19 protein-coding genes and 1 pseudogene are annotated in these 24,590 nt (G+C 26.7%); 15 read left to right on the top strand and 5 right to left on the bottom strand.

The features are described from left to right. Nucleotides 1–127 precede the first annotated feature (127 nt). The 9 genes from QZ288_RS09730 (at nucleotide 128) to QZ288_RS09690 (ending at nucleotide 10,411) form a co-directional block, all read left to right on the top strand. Nucleotides 128–1,543 carry an MBOAT family O-acyltransferase gene (locus tag QZ288_RS09730; RefSeq protein WP_295158327.1) on the top strand — a complete coding sequence of 472 codons (1,416 nt, stop codon included), beginning with the start codon at nucleotides 128–130 and terminating at the stop codon, nucleotides 1,541–1,543. 13 nt (nucleotides 1,544–1,556) lie between these two features. Then, nucleotides 1,557–3,134: a hypothetical protein gene (locus QZ288_RS09725; RefSeq protein WP_295158325.1), complete on the top strand. Its 1,578-nt coding sequence runs from the start codon at nucleotides 1,557–1,559 to the stop codon at nucleotides 3,132–3,134. 111 nt (nucleotides 3,135–3,245) lie between these two features. Continuing rightward, nucleotides 3,246–3,860, top strand: a complete 615-nt coding sequence (locus QZ288_RS09720) for a hypothetical protein (protein WP_295158324.1) — start codon at nucleotides 3,246–3,248, stop codon at nucleotides 3,858–3,860. A 33-nt stretch (nucleotides 3,861–3,893) separates the two neighbouring features. After that, complete coding sequence (locus QZ288_RS09715) at nucleotides 3,894–5,342, top strand: hypothetical protein (RefSeq protein ID WP_295158322.1); 1,449 nt, start codon at nucleotides 3,894–3,896, stop codon at nucleotides 5,340–5,342. Between the two features lie 51 nt (nucleotides 5,343–5,393). Then, entirely contained in the window at nucleotides 5,394–6,329 is a 936-nt protein-coding gene (gene fmt, locus QZ288_RS09710) for a methionyl-tRNA formyltransferase (protein WP_295158320.1), read from the top strand. Between the two features lie 22 nt (nucleotides 6,330–6,351). Then, the gene (locus QZ288_RS09705) at nucleotides 6,352–6,993 is read left to right on the top strand and encodes a PASTA domain-containing protein (RefSeq protein WP_295158318.1); all 642 of its coding nucleotides are present in this window, start codon (nucleotides 6,352–6,354) and stop codon (nucleotides 6,991–6,993) included. 88 nt (nucleotides 6,994–7,081) lie between these two features. Further along, entirely contained in the window at nucleotides 7,082–7,882 is an 801-nt protein-coding gene (locus QZ288_RS09700; protein WP_295158316.1) for a class I SAM-dependent methyltransferase, read from the top strand. A 52-nt stretch (nucleotides 7,883–7,934) separates the two neighbouring features. Beyond that, the gene (locus QZ288_RS09695; protein WP_295158314.1) at nucleotides 7,935–9,671 is read left to right on the top strand and encodes a FapA family protein; all 1,737 of its coding nucleotides are present in this window, start codon (nucleotides 7,935–7,937) and stop codon (nucleotides 9,669–9,671) included. 44 nt (nucleotides 9,672–9,715) lie between these two features. Next, nucleotides 9,716–10,411, top strand: coding sequence for an NAD(P)H-dependent oxidoreductase (locus QZ288_RS09690; RefSeq protein WP_295158312.1), 696 nt, complete (start codon nucleotides 9,716–9,718; stop codon nucleotides 10,409–10,411). 55 nt (nucleotides 10,412–10,466) lie between these two features. Here QZ288_RS09690 and QZ288_RS09685 read toward each other — a convergent pair whose 3' ends face one another. Then, nucleotides 10,467–11,750 carry a galactokinase family protein gene (locus QZ288_RS09685; protein WP_295158309.1) on the bottom strand — a complete coding sequence of 428 codons (1,284 nt, stop codon included), beginning with the start codon at nucleotides 11,748–11,750 and terminating at the stop codon, nucleotides 10,467–10,469. Between the two features lie 232 nt (nucleotides 11,751–11,982). On the opposite strand from QZ288_RS09685, the gene QZ288_RS09680 reads away from it, so the two are divergent. After that, on the top strand, nucleotides 11,983–13,842 hold the full coding sequence (locus QZ288_RS09680) for a methyl-accepting chemotaxis protein (protein WP_295158306.1): 1,860 nt from the start codon (nucleotides 11,983–11,985) through the stop codon (nucleotides 13,840–13,842). 159 nt (nucleotides 13,843–14,001) lie between these two features. Here the strand turns inward: QZ288_RS09680 and QZ288_RS09675 are convergent, their stop codons facing one another. Together QZ288_RS09675 and QZ288_RS09670 are read right to left on the bottom strand one after the other, a co-directional pair. Next, nucleotides 14,002–14,955 carry a hypothetical protein gene (locus QZ288_RS09675; RefSeq protein WP_295158304.1) on the bottom strand — a complete coding sequence of 318 codons (954 nt, stop codon included), beginning with the start codon at nucleotides 14,953–14,955 and terminating at the stop codon, nucleotides 14,002–14,004. Between the two features lie 27 nt (nucleotides 14,956–14,982). Then, a complete protein-coding gene (locus tag QZ288_RS09670) occupies nucleotides 14,983–16,509 on the bottom strand; it encodes a phospholipase D-like domain-containing protein (RefSeq protein WP_295158301.1) in 1,527 nt (508 codons plus the stop codon). 235 nt (nucleotides 16,510–16,744) lie between these two features. Here QZ288_RS09670 and QZ288_RS09665 point away from each other — a divergent pair, with 235 nt between their 5' ends. The 4 genes from QZ288_RS09665 (at nucleotide 16,745) to purB (ending at nucleotide 21,173) form a co-directional block, all read left to right on the top strand. Further along, nucleotides 16,745–17,314 (top strand): ribosome assembly cofactor RimP, encoded by a 570-nt coding sequence (locus QZ288_RS09665; protein ID WP_295158298.1) that lies wholly within the window; start codon nucleotides 16,745–16,747, stop codon nucleotides 17,312–17,314. Between the two features lie 29 nt (nucleotides 17,315–17,343). Further along, complete coding sequence (gene nusA / locus QZ288_RS09660; RefSeq protein ID WP_295158294.1) at nucleotides 17,344–18,837, top strand: transcription termination factor NusA; 1,494 nt, start codon at nucleotides 17,344–17,346, stop codon at nucleotides 18,835–18,837. An 8-nt stretch (nucleotides 18,838–18,845) separates the two neighbouring features. Beyond that, nucleotides 18,846–19,736, top strand: a complete 891-nt coding sequence (locus tag QZ288_RS09655; protein ID WP_295158291.1) for a class I SAM-dependent methyltransferase — start codon at nucleotides 18,846–18,848, stop codon at nucleotides 19,734–19,736. A 144-nt stretch (nucleotides 19,737–19,880) separates the two neighbouring features. After that, complete coding sequence (gene purB, locus QZ288_RS09650) at nucleotides 19,881–21,173, top strand: adenylosuccinate lyase (RefSeq protein ID WP_295158288.1); 1,293 nt, start codon at nucleotides 19,881–19,883, stop codon at nucleotides 21,171–21,173. Between the two features lie 80 nt (nucleotides 21,174–21,253). Here the strand turns inward: purB and QZ288_RS09645 are convergent, their stop codons facing one another. Together QZ288_RS09645 and QZ288_RS09640 are read right to left on the bottom strand one after the other, a co-directional pair. Then, nucleotides 21,254–22,330 carry an RluA family pseudouridine synthase gene (locus QZ288_RS09645; RefSeq protein WP_295158285.1) on the bottom strand — a complete coding sequence of 359 codons (1,077 nt, stop codon included), beginning with the start codon at nucleotides 22,328–22,330 and terminating at the stop codon, nucleotides 21,254–21,256. A 168-nt stretch (nucleotides 22,331–22,498) separates the two neighbouring features. Next, nucleotides 22,499–24,331 carry a methyl-accepting chemotaxis protein gene (locus QZ288_RS09640; protein ID WP_295158282.1) on the bottom strand — a complete coding sequence of 611 codons (1,833 nt, stop codon included), beginning with the start codon at nucleotides 24,329–24,331 and terminating at the stop codon, nucleotides 22,499–22,501. 91 nt (nucleotides 24,332–24,422) lie between these two features. Here QZ288_RS09640 and QZ288_RS09635 point away from each other — a divergent pair. Beyond that, nucleotides 24,423–24,590: pseudogene (locus QZ288_RS09635) on the top strand (IS1595 family transposase); the annotation flags it as partial.

Raw genomic sequence — 24,590 nt, 5'->3', positions numbered from 1 at the left:
TAGCTTATTTATTTTATGCAGCTAATTCATTTTGCTTTCTTTTATTAAATCAGATAACTAATTTACTATATCTCTCATTTTCTTTCATAAATAAAAAAGTAAAAAAAATTATAATCATGGGGCTATTATGTTATTCAGCTCTATGATTTTTTTATGGCTTTTTCTGCCTGCTGTTTTTTGTCTGTATTATTTAATTGATAAGAAGTTTAGAAATCTATTACTTCTTGCAGCAAGCATTATATTCTATGCTTGGGGAGGAGTAAGTTATACTTTAATAATGTTTTCTTCTATAATTATTAATTATGTATTTGCATTATTAATTGATAAAGCTATTTATAATGATAATAAAATAATAAAGAAGAAAATATATTTAATTTTCTGCATAATTCTTAATTTATTAATATTAGGTTATTTTAAATATACTGATTTTGCTGTATCAATAATTAATTTAATATCAGGTAAGGAAGTAATTGCATTAAAAAATATAATTCTTCCAATAGGCATATCATTTTATACTTTTCAGGCTTTGTCTTATGTTATAGATGTTTACAGAAAAATAAATAAAGCACAGAAAAATATTATTAATTTAGCTTTGTATATATCTTTCTTTCCTCAATTAATAGCAGGTCCTATTGTTAAATATCATGATATAGAAAATCAAATAATATGCAGAAAAGAAAGTTTAGAAAATATCAGTTGGGGAATCAAAAGGTTCATTTACGGACTGTCAAAAAAGGTAATATTATCTAATATGTTTGCTTTATCATGCGATGAGATATTAAAACAGCCTGTAAGCGAGCTTTCTACAATTTTGGTGTGGCTTGCCGCTATACTCTATAGTCTTCAGATATATTATGATTTTTCAGGCTATTCGGATATGGCTATAGGGCTTGGCAGTATGTTCGGATTTAAGTTTTTAGAAAATTTTAATTATCCTTATATATCAAAATCAATTCAGGAGTTTTGGAGGCGTTGGCATATATCATTATCCGCTTGGTTTAAGGAGTATTTATATATACCCTTAGGCGGTAATAGGAAAGTGAAATATTTTACTTATTTGAATCTATTAATTGTTTTTTTTGCTACAGGTTTATGGCATGGAGCTAGTTTTAATTTTATTCTTTGGGGTTTATGGCATGGATTTTTTCTGATAATAGAGCGAATCTTTTTACTTAAGTTATTAGAAAAAAATAAATTTTCATTTATTAATCATATCTATGTAATATTAGTTTTTGTTTTAGGCTGGGTACTCTTTAGGGCGAATGATTTAAATCATGCTTTAGAATTATACAAAGTTATGTTTACTTTTAAGGAAAGTATTTTTACTGTTAGATATTTCTTTTATCCTCAGACGCAGGTTTGTTTTGTACTTGGCATATTATTTATCGGATTATTTCAGAGTTTGTTTCCAAAGATAAAAGCGGCATTATTTTCAAGCAGAGTTTATATATTAGAGAGTATTATTCAATTCATACTTTTATTCATTTGTATTATGTATTTAGTTAATGGCACTTACAATCCATTTATATATTTTAGATTTTAAGGCAGCATAATTTATGAAAAAAATATTAATAACAATTTATTTAGTTTTATTATCTTTATCTTTACTTTCTTTAATGATTTTATCTTTATTAGGTTCTAAGTCTAGGCTTGGTTATTTAGAGATATCCTCTTTTAATGAGGATGCTTCATATTCTAATAATTATGTTTATAGTTTTAAAGTTCGTTATTATGATAAAGTTTTTAGAAACAGCGATATTTACGGAGTTTATTTAAATACTAATAGTTTTCCTAAGTTTATAAAAGAGATAAAGATGAATGATGAGTTCGGCAGTCCTTTTGGTTTTTTAGTTTCTGATGAAATAATTGAGGGGGAGAAACTTGAGGGAATTGAGTATATTCTAAAAATAAAATCTAAAATTATTAACTGCTTTATAATATTTTTTATATTTACAGCAATATTATTAGTTTCTAATATTGAGAAATTATATTTGAAATATTTTACAGGCATAAATAAAAGATATATTTATATTATATCTATTTTTTTATGTTTTTTAATATTGCCTAGAATAATATATATTTGTTTTTATAAATATTTTGATAATGAAAATTATGAGAACAGAGTTTTTGCTGAGTATCCTAATATTAACTCTAATTTTTTTAATTATCCTAAAGAGTATGAAGCATATTTCAATGATTATCTGCCTTTTAAAAATGAATTTAGTAAGTTAAAAAATTATACTGATATTATTATATTCAAAAATATTCTTTCTAAAGGCAGACTGCTTGGAAAAGACAATTGGTTATTCTTTTCTAGAAAAACATATACTAATTTTATTATTTCAGATGAAGATATGATTAATGCTAAAGATATATTATTAAAATTTAATGATGAATTGAAAAAAATAAATATAGAATTTGTATTTTTAATATGTCCTAAAAAAGAAGATATTTATCCTGAATACTATATAAGATATGATAATACAAAAGTTGATGACGATTTTTATGCATTAAAATTGTTAGAGTTTATAAAAAATAATACAGACATTAATATTATCTATCTAAAAGAGGAACTGCTGAAATATAAAAATAAATATCAATTATATTATAAATATGATTTTCATTGGAATAACTTAGGAGGATATTTAGGATTTTCTAGTTTAATGGATATATTATCATTTGAATATAAAAATATAGATGATTTAGATATATTAAAATTTTATATACCTGATAATAAACAATATTACGGACGATTCAATGATGTAGCAAAAGGTTTGGGATTAAGCAAATTCAGAATATTCAATGAAGACTATTTTTTTGCAATATCAAATTATGCAGACAAAAAATATGAAGTTATTGATATAAATAATTGGGCTACATTTACCAGCATTTCATCAAATTACAGCTATGATAAAAAATTATTTATAGTAAGAGATTCTTATGCTATTGCTATGACAGATTATATAGCATCAGAGTTTCAAAAATCTGAATTTTGCCATAGTGAAGACTTTAATATTAAAATGTTAAAGAATAATATGCCTGATATTTTTGTAATAGAAAAATTGGGATTAGACAGCATATTTGAATATATAACAAATAATATTGCAAGCTGGAATATAGAATATATAAACTAATTATTAAATTGACAAATATTTTTATCAAAAAATATTGTTTTATTTTCTTAATAAAGTATTATACTATTTATACCGTTAATAATAGCAGTATTTTAATTATAAGTATAAATTATGAAAAAGATAATATTATTATTGATTTTTATATTAACTCTTAATCTATATCCTAAAATAGGTATGAAAGAATCTACTATAGCAGAAAAAAAAGATTATGGTTATATAGTTTATGCGGAGGATTATTACAGGCTTTATGCATTACCGTCCTATTACGGCGAATATGATCTTTTAAGAAATGTAGATTATCTTGAACGGGCTTTGAATGCTCCTTTTGATTTCGTTAATAGAGCTTTAACTATTATAGAAACTGAAGAAGCTTATACCAGATATAAAGATCTTATGCACATGCAGTTTAATTATCTCATAACGCAGAATTATATTTATCTTGCAGGACTTTATGATAAAAAGAATTACTATTTTTATAATTCTCAATTTGATGAGGATATAAAGAAAAGTTTTGAATATGCTGTATTTTTTTATAATTTAGCTAAAGAAAGATGGGCTATTACCAAAGAACTTGCATCAAATGTTATGAAAAATAAAGCCAAACTTGAAATGGATAATCTTATTGATAAGGCATACAAAATAGCATTAGGCGAAATTGATTATAATAAAACAGCTGACAGACAGCTTAAGCATATAGATGAAATTTTACAGGAGATGGAAAATTAATTATTTTTATTATAAAAGTTAGGAAAAGAAATTATGTTTAATGCAATGAATAAATATTATGAGATTAATTTTGATAAGATTTTAGAAATGAAAGAAATGATGGTTAAGGAGAATATAGAACTTACCTGCGTTAATCCTAATGGAATAAGTATTATTGTGCCGGGCAGTGCCGTTAATATTCTTTTAGAACAGAAAGATAATATTTTTCTTAAAGATGCCAAATACTATATATCATCATTTTCCAGTAAATTTTTTAATTTAAATAATCCTCAAACTAACAGCAGCAATGTAGTAGAGGGTTCTGATTATAATAAATACAGTGAGTTTGAATATTTCTATCATATTTATAAAAATTGTGCAGCACAAAATGAGAAATTAAAATCAGCTAATGATTTGCTTCTTGAAAAGATAGTAAAAGAAAAAACAAATAATAGATTATATTTATTAAAGCCTAATTTAGATCAATTAAAATTAGAATCTAAAGCCAATAAAGTTACTTCTGAAATAGCTTTGAATATAGAGCGTTTATTAACAGGTATGGGCATTATAGGAAGATTAGACTTTATAAGGCATTTAAAATATATTAAAAGCTCATCTAGTCAAATGAATGTTAAAAATACAGAAACTGAAGCTATGATTGTTAGTATGATGAGTTCTATAGTAACATATTTAGAAAAAGAATATTTCTTCCGTGATATTTTTGATTCTATGGATATGCTTGATGACAGCAATATATTGAGTCATAGTAATAGAGTATGCATACTTATGATAGAGTTTTTGTATTATTATAATAATATATTTAATAAAGGATTGGGTAATAAGTTAAGGCAGGATTATAAAAATATATATTTAGATAAATATAAAATAGTTTTAAATAGATTTAATCTTGTAAAGGGAATAGAAAAATTAGAAAATATTTATAAACTCGGCATAAGAAAATTTACTGCTTCTGAGATATTAAGTTATGCTATAGGTGCTTTTTATCATGATCTTGCTATGCTTAATATGACAGATTTCATTCCTACAGATGATTTTATTAAAGACGGAGATTTTAAAGACTTTCATACATCAAAAGCTTATTATTTTCTTAAATATGTTTTGGGGCAGAAAGATGAAGCTTCTTTAATAGCAGGACTTCATCATGAATGCTATGGATACGGCAATGGAATGATGAAAAATTTTTTTGATAAGAAAATTAATGATCCTAAACATAAAGCTGATTTTTTAATGTCATTTGAAACAGATGATATAGTAAATGCTGAATGCTTTGCATATTTTCCTGCTAAAATGTTTGAAGTTGTAGATATATATGATACTTTGACTTTTATGCAAGGCAGCAGAAATAAAAATACTCAGGAAGCAGCATTATTTATGAAAAAAATGTTTACAGAAGATAAGATAGCAATAGACCCTATAATATTTGATTTATTTTTACAATTCTTATACGATATTAAAGGCATAGATATAATAGATGAAGAATAATGCTTTATTATATTTGACTTTTAACAATAAAAATATATAATACATTTTGTTATGTATAATGTTATTGTAGCTGGTTCAACTGATTTTACTAGAGATTGTATCTTGCAATTAATGGAATTAGATAATGTCAATTTAAGCGGAGTAATAGCTCCTATAGATACTAAAAAAGACAGAAAAGGCAATATTATCAATTCCCCAGTATCTGAAATTGCTTTAGAAAAAAATCTAAATCTTTTTCAGCCTGAAAGTATAAATAAAGATGATTTTTATGATACTTTACTTAATATTTCTCCTGATTTTTTAATAGTAGTAGCTTATGGAAAAATATTAAATAAAAGAACATTATCTATCCCTAAAATTATGCCTCTTAATATTCACGGTTCTCTTCTGCCTATTCTTAGGGGTGCCAGCCCTGTAGAGCATGCTTTACTTTATGGCTTTGAAAAAAGCGGAGCTACATTGCAAAAGATGGATTTTAAATTAGATGAGGGAGATATTATACTTCAGAATGAATTTAATATAGATAAGAATTGGCAATTTTATGATTTGTATGATAAAATAAAAGAAAGCGGCGTTTTTATATTAAAAGAGTTTTTTAAAGATACTGATAAATATATATCCAATATAGTTAAGCAAAACGCAGCATCGGCAACTTACTGCAGTAAGATTAAAAAAGAAGACGGCAGGATTGATTTTTTAAAAGACGCCGTTAGTTTACATAATATGACAAGAGCTTTTGTGAGATGGCCCACAGCTTATTGTTTTTACAAAAATATTTCTATAAAAGTTTTTAATAGTGAATATATTATAAACGGCAATAATAATGATTTTGGAAAAATAGCTGATATCAATAATGATGGTATATATATACAGGCATTGAACGGCATATATATAATTAAAGAACTTCAGAGAGAGGGTAAAAAAAGACAAACTGTAAAAGAGTTTTTATGCGGAAATAAATTATCTATTGGAGAATATTTTAATTAAAATTGGAGTTAATTGCATAGTTATGAATAATATAAAAGAAATATTTAATAAAGTTTTGTTAAAGATAAAGAAATTTATTAACTTCATTATTCCTGATGGTATAATAAGTGATGCTAAATCTTTTTTGGTGTTTAAAAGACTGATGCTTTTTGCTGTTTTTCTTTTTATTTTGCAGATATTTGCAGTCTCTATAATAGTTTTTGTAGTTGTAAAATCTGGCGGTAAATCTTTTGTACTTCCTGATGTACAAGGTATGGAAATATTTCAGGCATTTAATTTACTTGAGAAAGAGGGTATGAATCTTAATGTGCAGACGCATTATTTTGATAATTATCCATTAGGCACTATTGTAGGTCAGGAGCCTAAAGGCGGTGTTAAAGTTAAAAGAGGAAGAACGGTATATTTGGTTGTTAATGTAGCTGAACAATCTCTTACTAAAATGCCTGATATTACAGGTTTGAAATATGAAGATGCTGTTTCTATAATCAGTAATGAGATTTTGACTGCTATGACAAATGTAAAGCTGCTTCCGAAAGTTTACATAAATGATAATATGTATGAGAATGATATAGTATTATCGCAAATTCCTGCTGCAGATGAAGTTGTAGGATTAAACAGCGAAATAATATTAACAGTTAATAATAAAAAAACTCAAATGCAGTAAAATATATTTGTATAAGTAATAAAATATATTTGTGTGATAATTAAAGAAACTATCTTTTTTTCCGAACATAATATTGGAGAGTTGTATAGTGGAAAACAAGGAATGTGAGTTTTGCGGCAGTACCGAATCAGATATTTATATAAAAACTGATTTGGTGAGCTACAATAAATGTTTAAATTGCGGGCTTATATATCAGTATCCTATTTTAAGTCAGGAGGAAATAGATGATATATACAGCGATAATTATTTTGAATATGAGGTAGCTAATCAGGAAAATTTTTTTGCACTTATGAAGCTTGCTATGAAAGATATAGGTTTTGAAAAAATAGAAAGCAGATTGCCTAATAAAAATGTTCTTGATATAGGCTGTGCTACAGGTATGATGTTAAACTATTTAAAGACTAAAGGCTATAATGCTCAAGGTATTGAAATATGTTCATCATCTGCTGAATATGCTAGAAAGAATTATAATATAGCTGTGCATGAAAAACCTCTTATTGATGTAGGGTTTGAAAATGATTATTTCTCATTTATACATTTTTCTCATGTTATAGAACATGTACCGAATCCTGCAGATACTTTAAAAGAGATTTATAGAATATTAGCTAAAGGGGGCTATTTAGCAATTACAACTCCTAATGCTGACGGTATGTTTGCCAAAAAATACGGTAATTCTTGGAGAGCTGTTATGCCTCAGCATTTATGGTTGTTTTCCAAACTGACATTATCAAATTATATGAAAAATATAGGATTTAATATAATAAGTAATTTTTCTTGGGGTTCTATACCTATAGAAAAAAAAACTAATAAAATAATTAAATGCTTTTTTGATAAATATGTTAAATTATTTAATATAGGGGATGTTATGCTTTTCCTATGCAGAAAGTAAAAGTGTAAAAAAGCAGAAGTAATAGTATAAAGTCATTTTTTAAGGAGAATATATGGCTAAAGAAATTATAAAACCAACATTATCAATCGATCCTAATAATTATGAGTTTTCTTATGATAATTCTATAAATACAAGAGAAGTATATGATCAAATTGTGGATGTTGATAGCAATAATCAGGCTTTATACGAGGAGCTTTTAAAAAACTATGTGCGTCCCGGAGATGAGGTATTAAAATCAATCTCAAAAAGGGAAGGAGTAAAAGCAGGCAAGAATGTAAAATTTGATAAGATGACAGGTGTATATAAAAGTACAGTATACGGATATGTATTTTATGATGAATTGAAATCAGTTTCTATTATACCTGTTATTAATGTTGGGGATAAATGGAGGGGAGTAATGGTTCTTCCTCCTCAAAAACATCAGAAAAAACAGCTTGTACTTGAGGAAATACAGGCTATAATATCTGAAATACCTATAAAATTAATGGTTAATTATGATAAAATAACTGAGCTTGTTGAACATAATCTCAAGTATGATGAAGGTGTTATGTGTGTATTTGTAGAGGGAAGAAAGCCTATAGATGGCAATGTTCAGAAGATTATACTTGATTATGATTTTGATATAGATACAGGTAAGGAATCAGAAACAGGGTCTATGGATTTTAAAGAGAGAGGATTCATTCATAATATAGAAGCAGGCATAAAAATAGCACATTTTATGGAAGAAAAACCTTCTATGGACGGGCTTGATATATATGATGTTATTATGGAGGCACATCATGATGATGATCCTTGCTATAAATTGGGTAAAAATATTAAAGTTGATGATGACGGAATTACTATTAGAAGCGGCATTAGAGGAATATTAAGCAATCATAATAATACATTGTCTGTAAGTACTGTAGCTGAAATAGATAAAGTAGACTTATCTACTGGAAATATATATGTTAATGGCTCTCTTATTATTAGAGATAATGTTGCTCCCGGATTTACTATAAAAACTGAAGGCGATATATATGTACATGGAAGTATAGAGGATGCATATATAGAATGTGCAGGAAATTTAATAGTTTCAGGAGGAATAATAGGAGGTCCTGACAGTACCATAAATGTTAATGGTAAAATGTATTCTTTATTTATAAGAAATGCTAATGTAATATGTAATGGAGATGTATTATCTCAGCAGCTTGTTAACTCAGAAATAGCCTGTAATGACAGAATCATAGTATTAGAAGGCAAAGGCGTTATTATTGGAGGTAATGTTAAAGCTTTAAATGGAGTTTGGTCTAAAAGTGCCGGTTCTATGAGTGAAACAAAAACTACTATTACAGTTGGAAGAGATGCTAAGGCTGATGCTGAGTTCAAAAATATTGTTACTACAATTAAGGCTAATAAAGAAGAAATAAGTAAGATTAAATCTCTTTTAGGTACAGAATATTTTAAAAATCCTAAGCAGTTTATAGAAAGAATACCTGTAAGTAAAAGAGAGGGAATAAAAGATATATTAAAAAGAATTACAAATCTTGTAAAGGAAACAGCTCAGTTAGAATCTAAAAGAGATGAAATGAGTGCAGAGTTTGAAAAATTATCTCATAGCAGCATAACTTCTATGGAAGGTTTCTTTCCAGGAGTTACAATTTATATTTCAAGTCTTAGAAAATATATATCTAAAAAGATTTCTGGTACAGAGTATTTTTATTCTAAAGAACTTAGAGATATATCAGAAAAAGCTCCTAAAATACTGCCTTTAGAAGAATATGATTTTCCTAGAGAAGTAAAAAAAGATTAATAGCTTATATAATAGGCATAATATATAATAGGTATAATATATAAATGAAAATAACTGTTATACATGGACAAAATCATAAAGGTTCTACATATAATGCAGCAAAAATGCTTTATGACAGATTGGGCGGAGAGGTTACAGAGTTTTTTCTCCCTAGAGATTTTAATAATTTTTGCACAGGCTGTAATAATTGTTTTTTGAAATCCGAAACATTATGTCCTCATTATGAAAAGCTTAAGCCTATTACTGAAGCTATGGATAATGCTGATATAATAATATTGTCAAGTCCTGTATATGTATTTCATGCAACAGGTGCTATGAAAGCTTTTTTGGATCATTACGGCTATAGATGGATGGTTCATAGACCTGAAAAATCTATGTTTAAAAAACAGGCTGTATGCATTTGTACTGCTGCAGGCGGAGGTATGAAAAGCACAAATAAAGATATGGCAGACAGTACTTTCTTTTGGGGAATAGCAAAAACATATAAGTTAGGGTTTGCTATAAAAGAAATAAATTGGAATAATGTTAAAGATGATATAAAATCTTATATTACTAAACAAATTGATTTAGCAGCAGAAAAAATAAAAAGGGAATATGGTAAAGTTAAGCCTTCTATGAAAACAAAAGCATTTTTTAAGATAGCTAAATCTTTACATAAAAAGAAGAATTTTACCGAGAATGATTTTAATTATTGGAATGAAAGAGGCTGGCTTAAAAACATATTACCTTGGAAAGATTAAAATTTATATCATTAAATATTAACAAAAGGCATAATAGCTTTTTATTATTATAATCTTATATTTCACAAACAGGCGATTGTCTTACTCTTATTTTTACAGTACTTCCTTCTCCGAATATTGAATCCATATATTTTTTATACTCTTCTACGGTATTTATAGGCATCAAAGCCTGTATAGTGCCCGCAAATCCTCCTCCATGTACTCGGCATGCACCTTCTCCTTTAAGAAAATCTTTTGTCAAAGTTAATCCTAAAGCTATACCCATATTTTTTGAACTTGTAATAGAATAGCAGTTTTGTAAATACATAAAACTTGAAAGTCCTGATTCATTCATAAGTTTTATATATGTGCTTATATCATTATTTTTAAGAGCTTTTATTTGATTAATTACCCTTTCATTTTCCTCTAAAAAGTGATAAGCCCTCATTACTGCCCTGTCTCCTATTTCTGTTCTTAGTTTTGAAGCATTTTCTATTAATTCCTGTTTATTTATTTCTCTGCATACTTTTTTTCCAAAATACTTTGCAATAGCATTCATCTCTTCTCTTATTGCTGCATATTCATTTGTAAGTCCGCTATGATCTCCTTTTACATCTACTATCATAAGAGCATAACCATTGCTTTCAAAATCATATTCTACTTTTTCTATTATAGGATTATCATTATTTTCAAGGTCTATAGATATAATTCCTCCTATAGAACATCCCATCTGATCCATAAGTCCGCAAGGCTTTCCAAAATATATATTTTCAGCATATTGTCCTATTTTTGCTATATCAGCTTTGCTTATCTTATCATCATTATATAAAGCATTCTGTATCTCTCCTATTAAAGATTCAAAACTTGCAGAGCTGCTTAATCCGCTTCCTATAAGTACTTTATTATTTAAACTTACTGTGCATCCTCCTATATTGCCGCCTTTATTTTTTATTGCAGCACAAACACCTCTTACCAAAGCACTGGATTTTCCATATTCATTTTTATTTATATTTAAATCATCAATATCTATAATGTCAGGATTATTAGAATAATCAGTATAAACTATTATTTTTTTATCATCTCTTTTTGAAACTGCTGCAAGCTTATCTAAATTTATAGATGCAGTTAATACATATCCGTTATTATGATCTGTATGATTTCCAGAAAGCTCTGTTCTTCCTGAAGCACTAAATAAATACACTTCTTCTGTTTTTTCTATGCTTTCAAAATGTTTTATCGTATCATCTAATCTATTATATGCCTCTAATATGCTTTTTTTATCTCCTCCGTATATTAAAGAGAATTTTTGATCCATACCATTTTCTTTTAATAGTTTTTTTAACTGGCTTATATTATACATATCAAATCCTTATACTTTTATATGCTATATGATATATAATTATATTAATTTTGTCAAAGATAATAATATAAACTAAAAATAGTTTACATAATTTAAAAATATTCAATTTTAATGTAAAAAATCAATATTTTTATTTATTTTTTAGCAAAAAATATTTACAAAATATTGACTTTTTTAAATATTTTTTATATTATATAATTATAATAATTGAGTTATATACGGGGGGTATTTTATGAAATTTACACAAACTTTAAAATTTAAAATGCCTTTTACTATTATATTATCTATAGCTGTGATGCTTATTATTCTTATGATAGTAATAATATCTACTTCTGCTGCATTTATAGAAAGAACAGCTTTAAGAGGTTTTTCAGAAACAGCTGACGGATACAGAGATTTAGTTTCTGTATGGTTAAATGATCAGATAGATTTAACTTCTATAATAGCAAAAGAATCAGAATTTTTAGATTATTTCAAAGAGCCTAATGAACATAATTTAACTATTGCTGAAAATGAGCTTGATGAGTTATTAGTAGAATTAGAAATGCATTTTTCTTCTTTTTCTCTGTTTGATTTAAATGGCAGACTTATAAAAAGTACTTATAATAATCAAAATGCTTTAGAAAGCGATATTTCTCATAGAAGATTATGGCAGCGTTTAATAGACAGCGGATACAGATATTCTATAGATGATGAGATAGAAATATCTTTGATTAATAATGAATATGTTATTACTTTATTGTCTGGAGTATTTGATAATAACGGCGAGCCTGTAGGAATATTAGCTGCAGAATTGAAGTGGAATAATTTTGCTAAAAAATATTTTTCTGAGATTACTATAGGTAAAACAGGAAATATTTATGTTGTAGATGAAGAGGGTAAGAGAGTTGCACATAGAGATATTTCTAAAATTAATACTGTATCAATGGGCTCTAAAAATGCATTATCTGCTGCTGCTTCACAGAGAAAGGGAGTTTTGCATTATGAAGATGACGGAGAGAAAGTTATGGCTTTTTCAAGACTTGATAATATTAATTGGATAATGTGCGTTACTATGCTTGACAGCGAATTTTATTCAGATAGAAATACTCTTATAATAATAACTATTATATTAAGTATATTACTCCTTCTTATAACATCATTAATTGTCATTTTATATGTTAATAAAAATATATCTAGTATTTTATCAAGAATAGCTATAGATTTGAATAAACTTGGAAATGGAGATTTAACTGTATCTGCACCTTCTAAATTTTTAAGCATAAAATATCAAAATCATGAATTTGGAATTATAGCTAATGGATTTAATAATACTATAGAAAAGCTAAAACATATAGCAAGCAATATAATAGATTCTTCTAATAATATAGAATTAATTTCAAAAGAGTTAGAAAGCTGCAATAATGATTTATCTTTAAGAACTCAGTCTCAGTCTTCATCATTGGAGCAAACTGCTAGTTCTATGGAGCAAATGGCATCTTCTATAAAAAAATCTGCTGAACAATCTGTAATAGGCAATAATATGATGAATGATTCAAAAAAATCTGTAGAAGAAGCTGGTTTTATAATAGACAGCACTACAAAAAGTATGGAAGATGTTTTTGAATCAAGCCGAAAAATTACTAATATAACAAAATTGATAGAAGATATAGCTTTTCAAACTAATATATTAGCATTAAATGCATCAGTTGAAGCTGCAAGAGCAGGGGAGCAGGGCAGAGGATTTTCTGTTGTGGCATCTGAGGTTAGAACTCTTGCACAGAATACCCAAACTTCTGTAAAAGACATTACTTCTTTAATATCAGATTCTGATGATAAAATAAAGGTAGCAGCAGAAGAAGCTAGAAAATCTCAGGAAATATTTGCCGATATTAAAGATAAAATAGAAAATACAGCAAGCATAATGAAAGATATTTCTACAACAGCATTAGAACAGCAAAGCGGAGTTTATCAGGTTAATCAGGCAGTAATAAAAATGGATGCAGGTACTCAGGAAAATGCCAGCTTGGTAGAACAGACAAAAGAAGCAAGCGTAACATTAAGCAGCGAAGCACAAAAATTAATAGATATTGTAAGTTATTTCAAATTGTAAAACTTTATAATATTAAAATTATTTTTAGAATGGGCTTGAATAATCAGGCTCATTCTTTTTTGTTTTTCTGCTAGCTTTTAAAATCAAATTATTATATTTTTGATTTTTTATAATTTTTATTGTATATAAAATTTTTACTTATAAATTTTTATATATAAATTAATTTTCATTATAGTCTTTGTATCCCTTTTCTTCTAATAATTTTTTTATTTTTTTATCCCAATTTTTATCATCACTGATAACAGATACATATTTTAGTCTTGGAGCCGTTTCCTTTGAAAGCATATCTATATTAAAGCATTTTATATTTTCTAATATTAAAGTTCTTATTCTTGTATGATTTAATACTGAATCCATATTCTCAAGACTTCTTAAATTAATTAAAATAACTTTTGTAAGATTTTCTAAATTACTTAAATCAGGCATCTCTTTTAAAGTAGGTATATCATTTAGTTCTAATGTTTTAAGAGTTTTCATTTCTGAAATAAAATTAAATGATCTAATATTTTTTCCTTTTTCTATATATAGTTCTTCTAGTTCAGGAAGTTTTTTAGGAATTTCTTCTTCATGAGAAACTCCTTTAAGAACGGCTATTTTTTTTAGATTAGGATTCTTATCAAAAGATTCCATTCTAAATATTCCTGCACCTATTTCTTTTATTGTACTTCTCATAGATAAATAAACATCTTGCTTTAATGTAAGCCCGTTTTCTATATAAACGCTTTCTAAATTTTCTATATTATCAAGAGGCTTTAATTCCATATCCTTTGGCAAATCTCCGTATAGATGAAGGCTTCTTAAATTTATAAGTCTTGAAAATATGCTGATATCTTTTAACGGATGTTTAAGAGAAGCATGATATATAAGGTTTCTAATATCAGGTAAAGCTATAAGCAAATCATTTCCGCTTATATTATTTTTACTGCTTTCATTTTTTTCTGAAGATATATTTAAAAAGAAATCTTCTCTTGTTCTTAAAAGTTCATTAAGTACTGATATATTTTCTTTTGATATTCCAATATCATCAATAAATAGTATTAAACTTTCTTTTTCAATTCCTAAATCGAAAATGGCTTGATTATCTAATTCTGAAATTTTTACTTTTTTCATCATAATATTACCTTATAAATATTTTAATTATTATAAAACGGGAGCTATTATTCTGCAAGCTGAATTTCTAAGTCTTACCAGCACAGGCTGTTTAGAATATTCTTCAGCAGTTATTTTATGAGAATTAAGCATATCTTTTTTGAATATATCTTCAAATTTTTTTGATGTATCAATATCATATATAATAGCATTCATTTCATAATGCAGATAGAAACTTCTTATATCCATATTGCAAGTTCCGCATGATACTATTCTGCCGTCAATGACGCAGAATTTACTATGAAGAAAACCTTTTTGATAAAGATAAATATTAACGCCTGCTTTAAGTAAAGTTTCAAAGTAAGTCTGAGCAACCCACCAAGCAATTAATTTATCAGGATTTCCTGTTATCATCAAATGCACATCTACTTCTGATAAAGCTGCATTTTCTAAAGTACTTAAAAATCCTTCATCAGGTACAAAATAAGGACTTTCTATATAAATGCTTTCCTTTGCTTCTTCTATCATTTTGGTATAAACTTTTTGTATGCTGTCCCATTTGGAATCTGCTCCTGATGTTATAATCTGAACGGGAAGAAATTTATCTGTATTTGATTTTGGAAACAGATCTTTTCTTATAATAGAAACTTTTTCTTCATCTAATTCTTTATCTGCATATTTAATTTTTCTCAAATGTCTGTATTTATTTTCATTAATATTGAAAACCTCTAAATCTCTTCCTCCTGCATTATACCAATCGCAGACGAAAACATTTTGTATGAGATTGCATGCATCTCCTACTATTCTCATATGAACATCTTTCCAAGAATTAAAATTTTTTCCTCCGTCTATATATTCCTGCCCTAGATTCATACCTCCCATATATGATACAATACCGTCTATTACAACTATTTTTCTATGATTTCTATAATTTACAAATCTAGTCCATAATATTGAAAAAGGATCATGGTAGTATAAAAATTTTATTCCATTTTCTTTTAATTCTTTTCTATATTTTTTACTTATTCTATTTAATGATCCAAGCCCGTCAAAAATAAGTCTTATTTCTACTCCTTCATTTGCCTTTTTTATCAGTACATTTTTTATTTTATTTCCTAATTTATCGCTTCTCCAAATAAAATATTCCATATGTATAGTCTTTTCTGCTAGTTTTAAATCTTGAATTACAGCATCAAAAAGTTCCTGCCCTTCATCGAATACATAAACTTCATTTTGAACTGTTATAGGAGAATATCCGCTTTTTATGGCAAGCTTAACTAATTTTACATTACTGCTGTAATTACCCTGCATATTATCAAGTATATTTATTTGTTCTTTTAATAGAGATGAAAAATATTTTTTTATCATATCTTCAGGCAGTTTAGCAGAAATTTTCTTTTTTGATTTTTTCCAATCTATTCCTAAAAATATATAAAATACTACTCCTATATAAGGTAAGAACACCAAAACCGTGAGCCAAGCTATGAATGAGTAAGGGGGTCTGTTTTCAAGCAGCATCTTTACTGCTATAGATATTACATATAAAAAAAATATAATAGTTAAAATATAGAAAATCATCACTCTGCCAATCAAAAAATATGTTTTGCAATAATATATGAAAAATTATAAAAGTCAATTATATTAAATTAACATAATAATAAATTTTATTAAAGTACTTGACAAAAATTATTAGTAGTATAGAATTAAGGTACTTCCGAAAATATTTGTAATGAAGGGCGTTGGTTTTTATATTATAGAAGAAGCCGACACTCTTTTTTTTATATATTAGGAAAATATTATAAAACAGATTTGTATGAATAATAAAAGCAGACCTCAAAAACAAAAAGAATACGGCAGAGAGCCTAAAAAAAAGAAGCTAAAAAATAAATTAAATAAATATAATAATATAAAAAATAATAATATAATAGATGAAGCTTTATTATTTAATGAAATAAAATCTATTTTAGAAAAAAACGGTATATATCTGCTTGATTTGAAAGTGAGATGTATTTCTGATAATAAGAAAGTTTATGCCGTAATTTTTAGAAAGAAAGAAAGTGTATCTCATAGCCATTGCATAGAGACTACAAGATTAATACAAAAAAGCATCAAATCTAATGGTTATGATGAGGGAGATTATATTATTACGGTTTCTTCTGCAGGATTTAGATGGAAATTTAATGATAGGTATGAATTATTTGAAGATATGCCTATAAAAATAAAATATAAAGACGGAGAGAAATTTATTACAGTTTCTGCAGTATTGAAAGAGGCTAAAGATGATTATATTATTATAACTGTTTTTGATGAGAATAATATTATTGATGAAAAAAATATTAAAATATTAAAAAGCGATATTATAAAATCAAGATTATCTATATGATTTATAAAAAATAAAAAGGAGTAATCAAAATGTTTGAAAATGTTGGAACTTATTTACAGCAGCTATCCGATGAAAAGGATATTAGTGTAGAACTTTTAAAAGAAGTTATAGAATCTACTATGATTTTGGCTTTAAAAAAGAAATATGGTCAAGATATAAATTTTCATATACATTTTGATAATAAAAATAATCCTACTGTATATAAAGCATCTAATGTTGTAGAAGAAGTTAATGATAAAAATAAAGAGATATCTTTAGAAGAAGCTAAGAAATTGGATCAGGATATTAATTTGGGAGATGAAGTTTTAATATTAGTTGATCAGGTGGAGGCATTCGGAAGAATAGAAAGTACTGTAGCAAGAACTGCTTTTTTTCAAAAGATTTCTGAGATTGAAAAATATATCATATTTAAAGAGTTTAAAAGAAGAGAAAATCAGCTTGTGAATGGATATTTCCAAAGAGAGCATAGAGGAACTATTTATGTAAATTTAGGAAAGACAGAAGGCGAATTGAAGAAGAATGATCAATCTCCTCGCGAGCATTATACAGCAGGCGATAGAATAAGAGCCTATATATATAAGGTTGAGGGCGGTAAAGATGAAAAAACTAATAAAGATATTCCTACTAAAATATTACTTACTAGGACTAAGCCTGATTTTATAAAAAAATTATTTGAATTAGAAATACCTGAAATTGCTGACGGTACTATAGAAATTAAGAATGTGGTAAGACAGCCCGGTTTAAAAATAAAAGTTGCTGTGGTATCAAATAAACCTGAAGTTGACCCTATAGGTGCATGTATTGGTCAGAAGGGTATACGCATACAGTCTATAATCAAAGAGATAGAAGGTGAAAAAATAGATGTTGTAAAATGGTCAAAAGATATTAGAGAATATATTGCAGAGGCTATAACTCCTGCAAAGCCTATTAGAATTATTATTACCGATGCCGAAAAGAAAGAGGCTATGATTATTATACCAGATGAACAGCTTTCTCTTGCTTTAGGAAAAAGCGGCTATAATGTTAAACTTGCTTCTAAGCTTACTGGATATTATTTTGATATAAAAACGGAATCTGATATTAAAGAAAATCCTGAATTATTGAAAGATATAGTTCCTCTTAATCAAATCTTTTCTGAAAATACTGAAGAAATTGAATATCCTAATGAGGAAGCAGAAACGGCTGAAGTATTTGAAAGTAATTTATATTCTTTAGAGGGTATTGATGAAGCTGTTATTAAAACTCTTATAGATAATAATATTAATTCCATAGAAGAATTATATAATATGTCTGTTGAAGATATTATAGAAAAAACTAATTTAGAAAAAGAAACAGCTGATAATCTGATGTCTGTAATGAAAGAAGTTGTTGAAGTAGTAGAAACTTCAGGAGATGAATATGAAACTACTTCAGAAGATATTGTTGAAGAGATAGAAGTTTATGAATGTCCTAATTGCGGTTCAAGTATAACTGAAGATATGACTAAATGTCCTAAATGCGGTATTGAACTTTCTTTTGAATAATTTAGTATATGATATGCGAAGTTTGCAAAAGCAGTAATTATACAGAAATAGGAATCATAAAAAATATATGGCAGAATGATAAAAAAGTTTATCAATGCAATGATTGTCTTTTGTATTTTATAGAATTGCCTTCTGATGAAGAAATTTATTTTTTATATAAAAATGAATATCATAATAATATAAAAAATAAAATATTTGAAGCAGCAAAAAGCAAAATGCGTTATGCCAGAAGTATTTCTCAATTCAGCTTTATAAAAAAATATATAGACTGCAGAAATAAAAAGGTATGCGAAATTGGTGCTTTTGACGGTTTGTTATTAAGTATTTTCAAAAAAAACGGCAGCGATGTTTATGGTTATGAGCTTAATGATAATGCTAGATATTATGCTAAAAAAAAGTATGATATTAATCTTGAATCTAATTTTTTAGAAAGTGATAATAAATATGATATTATAATACTTTCGCATGTTATAGAGCATTTTAAAGAAGCTTCAAAAATATTGTATAAAATAAAAGATATGCTTAAATGTGGCGGGCATCTTTATATAGAAGTTCCTAATTCTCCTATGGCTAATCAATGCAGTTATGAAATGCTTATGAGGTATTTATCTACAGAGCATATCATTAATTTTAATAAAGATAATTTAATAAAGTTTATAAAAGAATCTGATTTTGATATTATAGAATGTAATTACAGCAATTATAAAGTTTCTGTAAATAATGAAAAATTAAGAGCAAATATATTAGAAGGAAGTTTTCCAAATATAAATAATTTCTTTTCTTTTTCTATTTTTGCTTTAAAAACATTTACTTTTCCAAGCTTATCATTTACTGACTATAAAAATAATAATGATATATGGTCTTATGGTGAAAATATAAGAGTAATATCTAAAATATAAAAATAGTTTTTTTTATATTGATTTATATTATATCGCATTAATAACTTTATTAGATTATGCATATTAGAACTTTTCAAAAAATAATTGAAATAAATTATAATTCTATCTATAATGATTTTATATATTATAAAAGGATAATAATTTATGATAAAAAGATATACTAGAAAAGAAATGGGCGAACTTTGGAGCTTGCAAAATGAATTTCAGGTAATGCTTGATGTTGAGATTGCTGCATGCGAGGCTATGGCTGAAATAGGTGAGATTCCAGAGGAGGCTGTAAAAAATATTAAAGAAAAAGCATCTTTTACAGTAGAGAGAATTGCAGAAATAGAGAAAGAAACTAATCATGATATAATATCATTTGTAACTGCTGTTCAGGAGAATGTAGGCGAGGGCGGACAGTATATACATAAAGGATTAACCTCAAGCGATGTAAAAGATACTGCATTGGCTGTGATGATGAAAAAATCTGCAGAAATAATATTAGATGATTTGAAAAGATTATCAGAGGTTTTATTAAGAAGGGCAAAAGAGCATAAATATACTCCTTGTATAGGAAGAACACATGGCATACATGCAGAGCCTATGACATTGGGTTTGAAATTCATATTATGGTATGATGAAAATGAAAGAAATATCAAAAGGGTAGAGGAGGCTAAAAAGCAGGTTTCTGTAGGCAAACTTTCAGGGGCAGTTGGTACTTACAGCAATATTGATCCTAGAATAGAAGAAATCGTTTGTAAAAAATTGGAAATAGAAGCGGACAGAGTTTCCACTCAAATAATACAAAGGGACAGACATGCACAGTATCTTACAACTTTGGCAATAGTGGCAAGCTCATTAGAGAAATTCGCTACTGAGATTAGAAATCTTCAAAGAACAGATATCAGAGAAGCAGAAGAATATTTCAGCGAAAAGCAAAAAGGCTCATCAGCTATGCCTCATAAAAGAAATCCTATAACCTGCGAAAGAATATCAGGTTTAGCAAGAATTGTAAGGGGAAATGCATTAGCTTCTATGGAAGATATTACTCTTTGGCATGAAAGAGATATAAGTCATTCATCTGTAGAGAGAGTTATACTTCCAGATTCTACAATTGCAGTTGATTATGCTGTTAATAAATTTATAGATATAGTAGATAAACTTTTAATATATCCTGAAGCTATGAAAGCTAATATTGAAAAGACGGGCGGTTTAATATTCAGTCAGAGAATACTTATAAGTTTAGTTAATAAAGGTATTGACAGAGATAATGCTTACAGATGGGTTCAAAGAAATGCAATGAAAAGATGGCTTAATAATGAAGATTTTAAAGATAATGTACATAAAGATGAAGATATAACAAAATATTTAAGCTCTAAGGAAATTGATGACTGCTTTGATTATGCATACTATTTAAGAAATATTGATATTATAATGAAAAGGTTCGCAATATAATTAAATCATAAATAAAGCGGCAGTATTTTTATTTATTTTGCCGCTTTTATTTTAAGTTAATATATAATTTATATATTATGTTACTTGTTTTTTGAATTATTCTTTATTTTTTTTATGAGTTCTTTTAAATCTTTGGGTAATGGAGCTTTTACTTTTATCTTTTCATTAGTGATTGGGTGATTAAATTCAAGACTGTATGCATGCAAAGCCTGTCTAGGAAAAAAATTTTCTGGTATAATGCCTTTTTCTATAAAATCATCAAACACTTTAGGTCCGTATTTACCATATATCTTATCTCCCAGCATAAATAATCCTTTGGAATATAAATGAACTCTAATCTGATGCATTCTTCCTGTATATATCCTAGCCATAACAATAGCATAATCATCTATTTTCTTTATAGTTTTGAAAGCTGTTTTTGAATATTTAGAGCTTTCTATATTTTCTTTATGAAGTGTTTGAAATCTTCTATAATATTTATGTCCGCTTTCAAGCATATAGCCTTCTACGATAAAATTATCTTCTATATTAGATGCATTTTCTACTACAGCAATATAAGTTTTTTTTATTGAGTTTTTTTTATACTGCTTTTCATTTATATTTCTTTCTGTTGTATTTATTATATTTCTTTTTATTATATTTCTTCCTGCAAGCATAGCACAGAAATTTGAGGCTGTTTTACTGCTTCTTGAAAGAACTATGCAGCCGCTTGTTTCTCTGTCTATTCTATTGAGCATATTTATATTGCAGCCTAGCATATTTTTTACTATAGTATGAAGCGTATTATGATAGTATTTTCCTGAAGGTATAACTGGTAAGTCGGCAGGTTTATTTGCTATAATTAAATCTCCGTCATCATATATTATAGAAACATCTTTATTTACATCAGGCTCTTTCATTCCTATTATATGATAAGCTATTTCATCTCCCTTTTTTACTGTTCTTGTATATTTTATTTTTTCATTATTTAAAAGAACTAAACCTTGTCCTATCAAATCCTGCCATTTATTTCTTGAATAATAAGAAAATCTGTCTCCCATATATTTATCTAATCTTGTATTTTCTTTAATATCTTCTTCTATTTTGCATTTTCTTATTACAGATTTTTTATATAATTCTTCTATATTTTCATTCAGTTTATTTTTTTTCTTTCTCATAGTATGATTATACTGATACTAAAAAAATTGTCAAAATTTTTTTACTGTAATAAAAAAATTAAAAATAAAAGTTAATTAAAAATATTAAATTATACTTGAAATTTATTTAATATTATTATTCTATAAAAATTAAAAAATCAATAATCTTATATTAATAATAATCAGAAATTAATTAAAGTTAAAATAAGAAACTTGCTTAACTATATTATTAGATTTATCAAGAACATCTCTGCTTGCATCAGCTCCGTCATTTGCTATTTTTGAAGTATCCTGAGTGATTTTATTTATCGCTATTACAGCAGTATTAATTTCAGATACGCTATTTTCTTCTTCTATTATGGCACTTGATATTTCTGTAAGTAAAGTAAGCACATCATTAACAGAATTTTCTATTTGACTAAGTATATATGATGAAGCTACAACAGAAGCACTTCCGTTTTTTATTTTTTCTACTGTTTCATTTGCTATTGCTGTTATATCTTTTGCAGCATTTCCAACATTAATTGCTAGGTTTCTAACTTCGCTTGCCACTACTGCAAAGCCTTTTCCCTGATCTCCTGCACGTGCTGCTTCTACTGAGGCATTTAATGCTAGTATATTAGTTTGAAAAGCTATTGATTCTATTATCTTTGTAATATCTGATATTTTTTTACTTGCTTCTGATATTTGAGTCATATTTTCTGATGTCGCATTTATTGCATTTACTCCGTTTCTAGTGGCATTAGATACATTTTCACTCATATTTTTTGCATTTCCTGCATTTTCAGCAGTTTCTTTTAATGATGAAAATACAAATTCTATAGAGCTTGTCAATTGCTCCAATGAACTCACCTGAGAATTGGCTCTGTCGGATAAATCTATATTTCCGTTTGTGATAATATTAACAGAGTTATTTATTCCGTTTATATCATTTTTCATAGTATGTATAATATCTCCGAGTTTGTTCTGCATTTCATTAAGTGCCCTTATTACATCTCCTGTCTGATCTTTTTTATTTAATTCTTTTTCATTAAATTTAGTATTAAAATTGCCTTTAGACATTGAATTTATTATTTCTATAGTATTGTATAATGTGTTTTGTATCGGAGTTGCTATTAATATTACCAGCACAGCTTCTATGGCAGATAATATTATAAATACTGCTGCAATAAGTATAAATAGTTTTAGTAAAGAAGAATCTAATTCCTTATTTGATACTTCTGCAATTAAATGCCAATCAGTGTTTGGAATTTTTAATGACAAATATGAGAATTTTTTATCTATCCATTCATAACTATTATTATTAATAATATTGTTTTTATGATCAGATAGTTCTTTTTTATTGAATGCATTTTCTTTTAAAATAGAATTATTATTTTCATTAAATAAATATAATCCGTCTTTATTTATTATGCTTAAATTATAATTATATTTTTTAGCGTCTTCCAAAGAATTTGATATTATTTTAGAGAAATCTGCATAAATACATACTACGCTATGCAGCACTCCGTCAATATATATAGCTTTTGAATATGTTACTGCAAGCAAATTGAGAAATTGATCTATATAAGGCTCGGATATTACTATTTCTCTTGATTGTACAGCTTTTTTATACCATTCTTTTTCTGTTTGATCATAATCATTAGGTAATTGCCCAACGACATTTAATACGCTTCCTCCGTCTTTATATGGTATAGTATCAGTATAGAATATATTTATAATATCAGGTTCATTTTTTATTATATTGCTGAATATATCCAGCAATTTATCTTTATCTGTTTCTTTTTCTAAATATGAAAAAAACATATTTGCTTTTCCGTATATAGAAGATATGCTGTTTTCTATTTTATATGATATATTAGATGCATTATACTTATTTGCATTTATGAATCTATTTTTATACTGCGGAAAATACAAAAAGCATATTGCTGTACAAATTACAAATAATATAGCCGTATATGGTAATAAAAATTTTAATATCAAACTATTACTTTTAGCATATTCTTTATTATTTTTTAGCATACTTATGAACCTCGCTATTTATTTCTTAAATAGAATGCAAATAGTATAACTTATTATTTTAAATAGTAAATACTATATTTGAAATAAAAATACTGATTCTTATCGTAGTTATAATATTTTAGATGTATCTGAGCCTTCTGCAACATTTTAGGATTAATCACGATGAAAAATTTGCTGAAGAAAAAATCATATTAATGGTATTGAGAATTTTTGGAATCAAACAAAAAGACATTTGCGTAAATTTAATGGAATACCAAAA

This window comes from uncultured Brachyspira sp., from assembly GCF_910578695.1.
In the GTDB taxonomy this organism is placed as follows: Bacteria; Spirochaetota; Brachyspiria; order Brachyspirales; family Brachyspiraceae; genus Brachyspira.
Note: the sequence above shows the minus strand (reverse complement) of the source record. Positions and strands in the feature narration are given on the sequence as shown.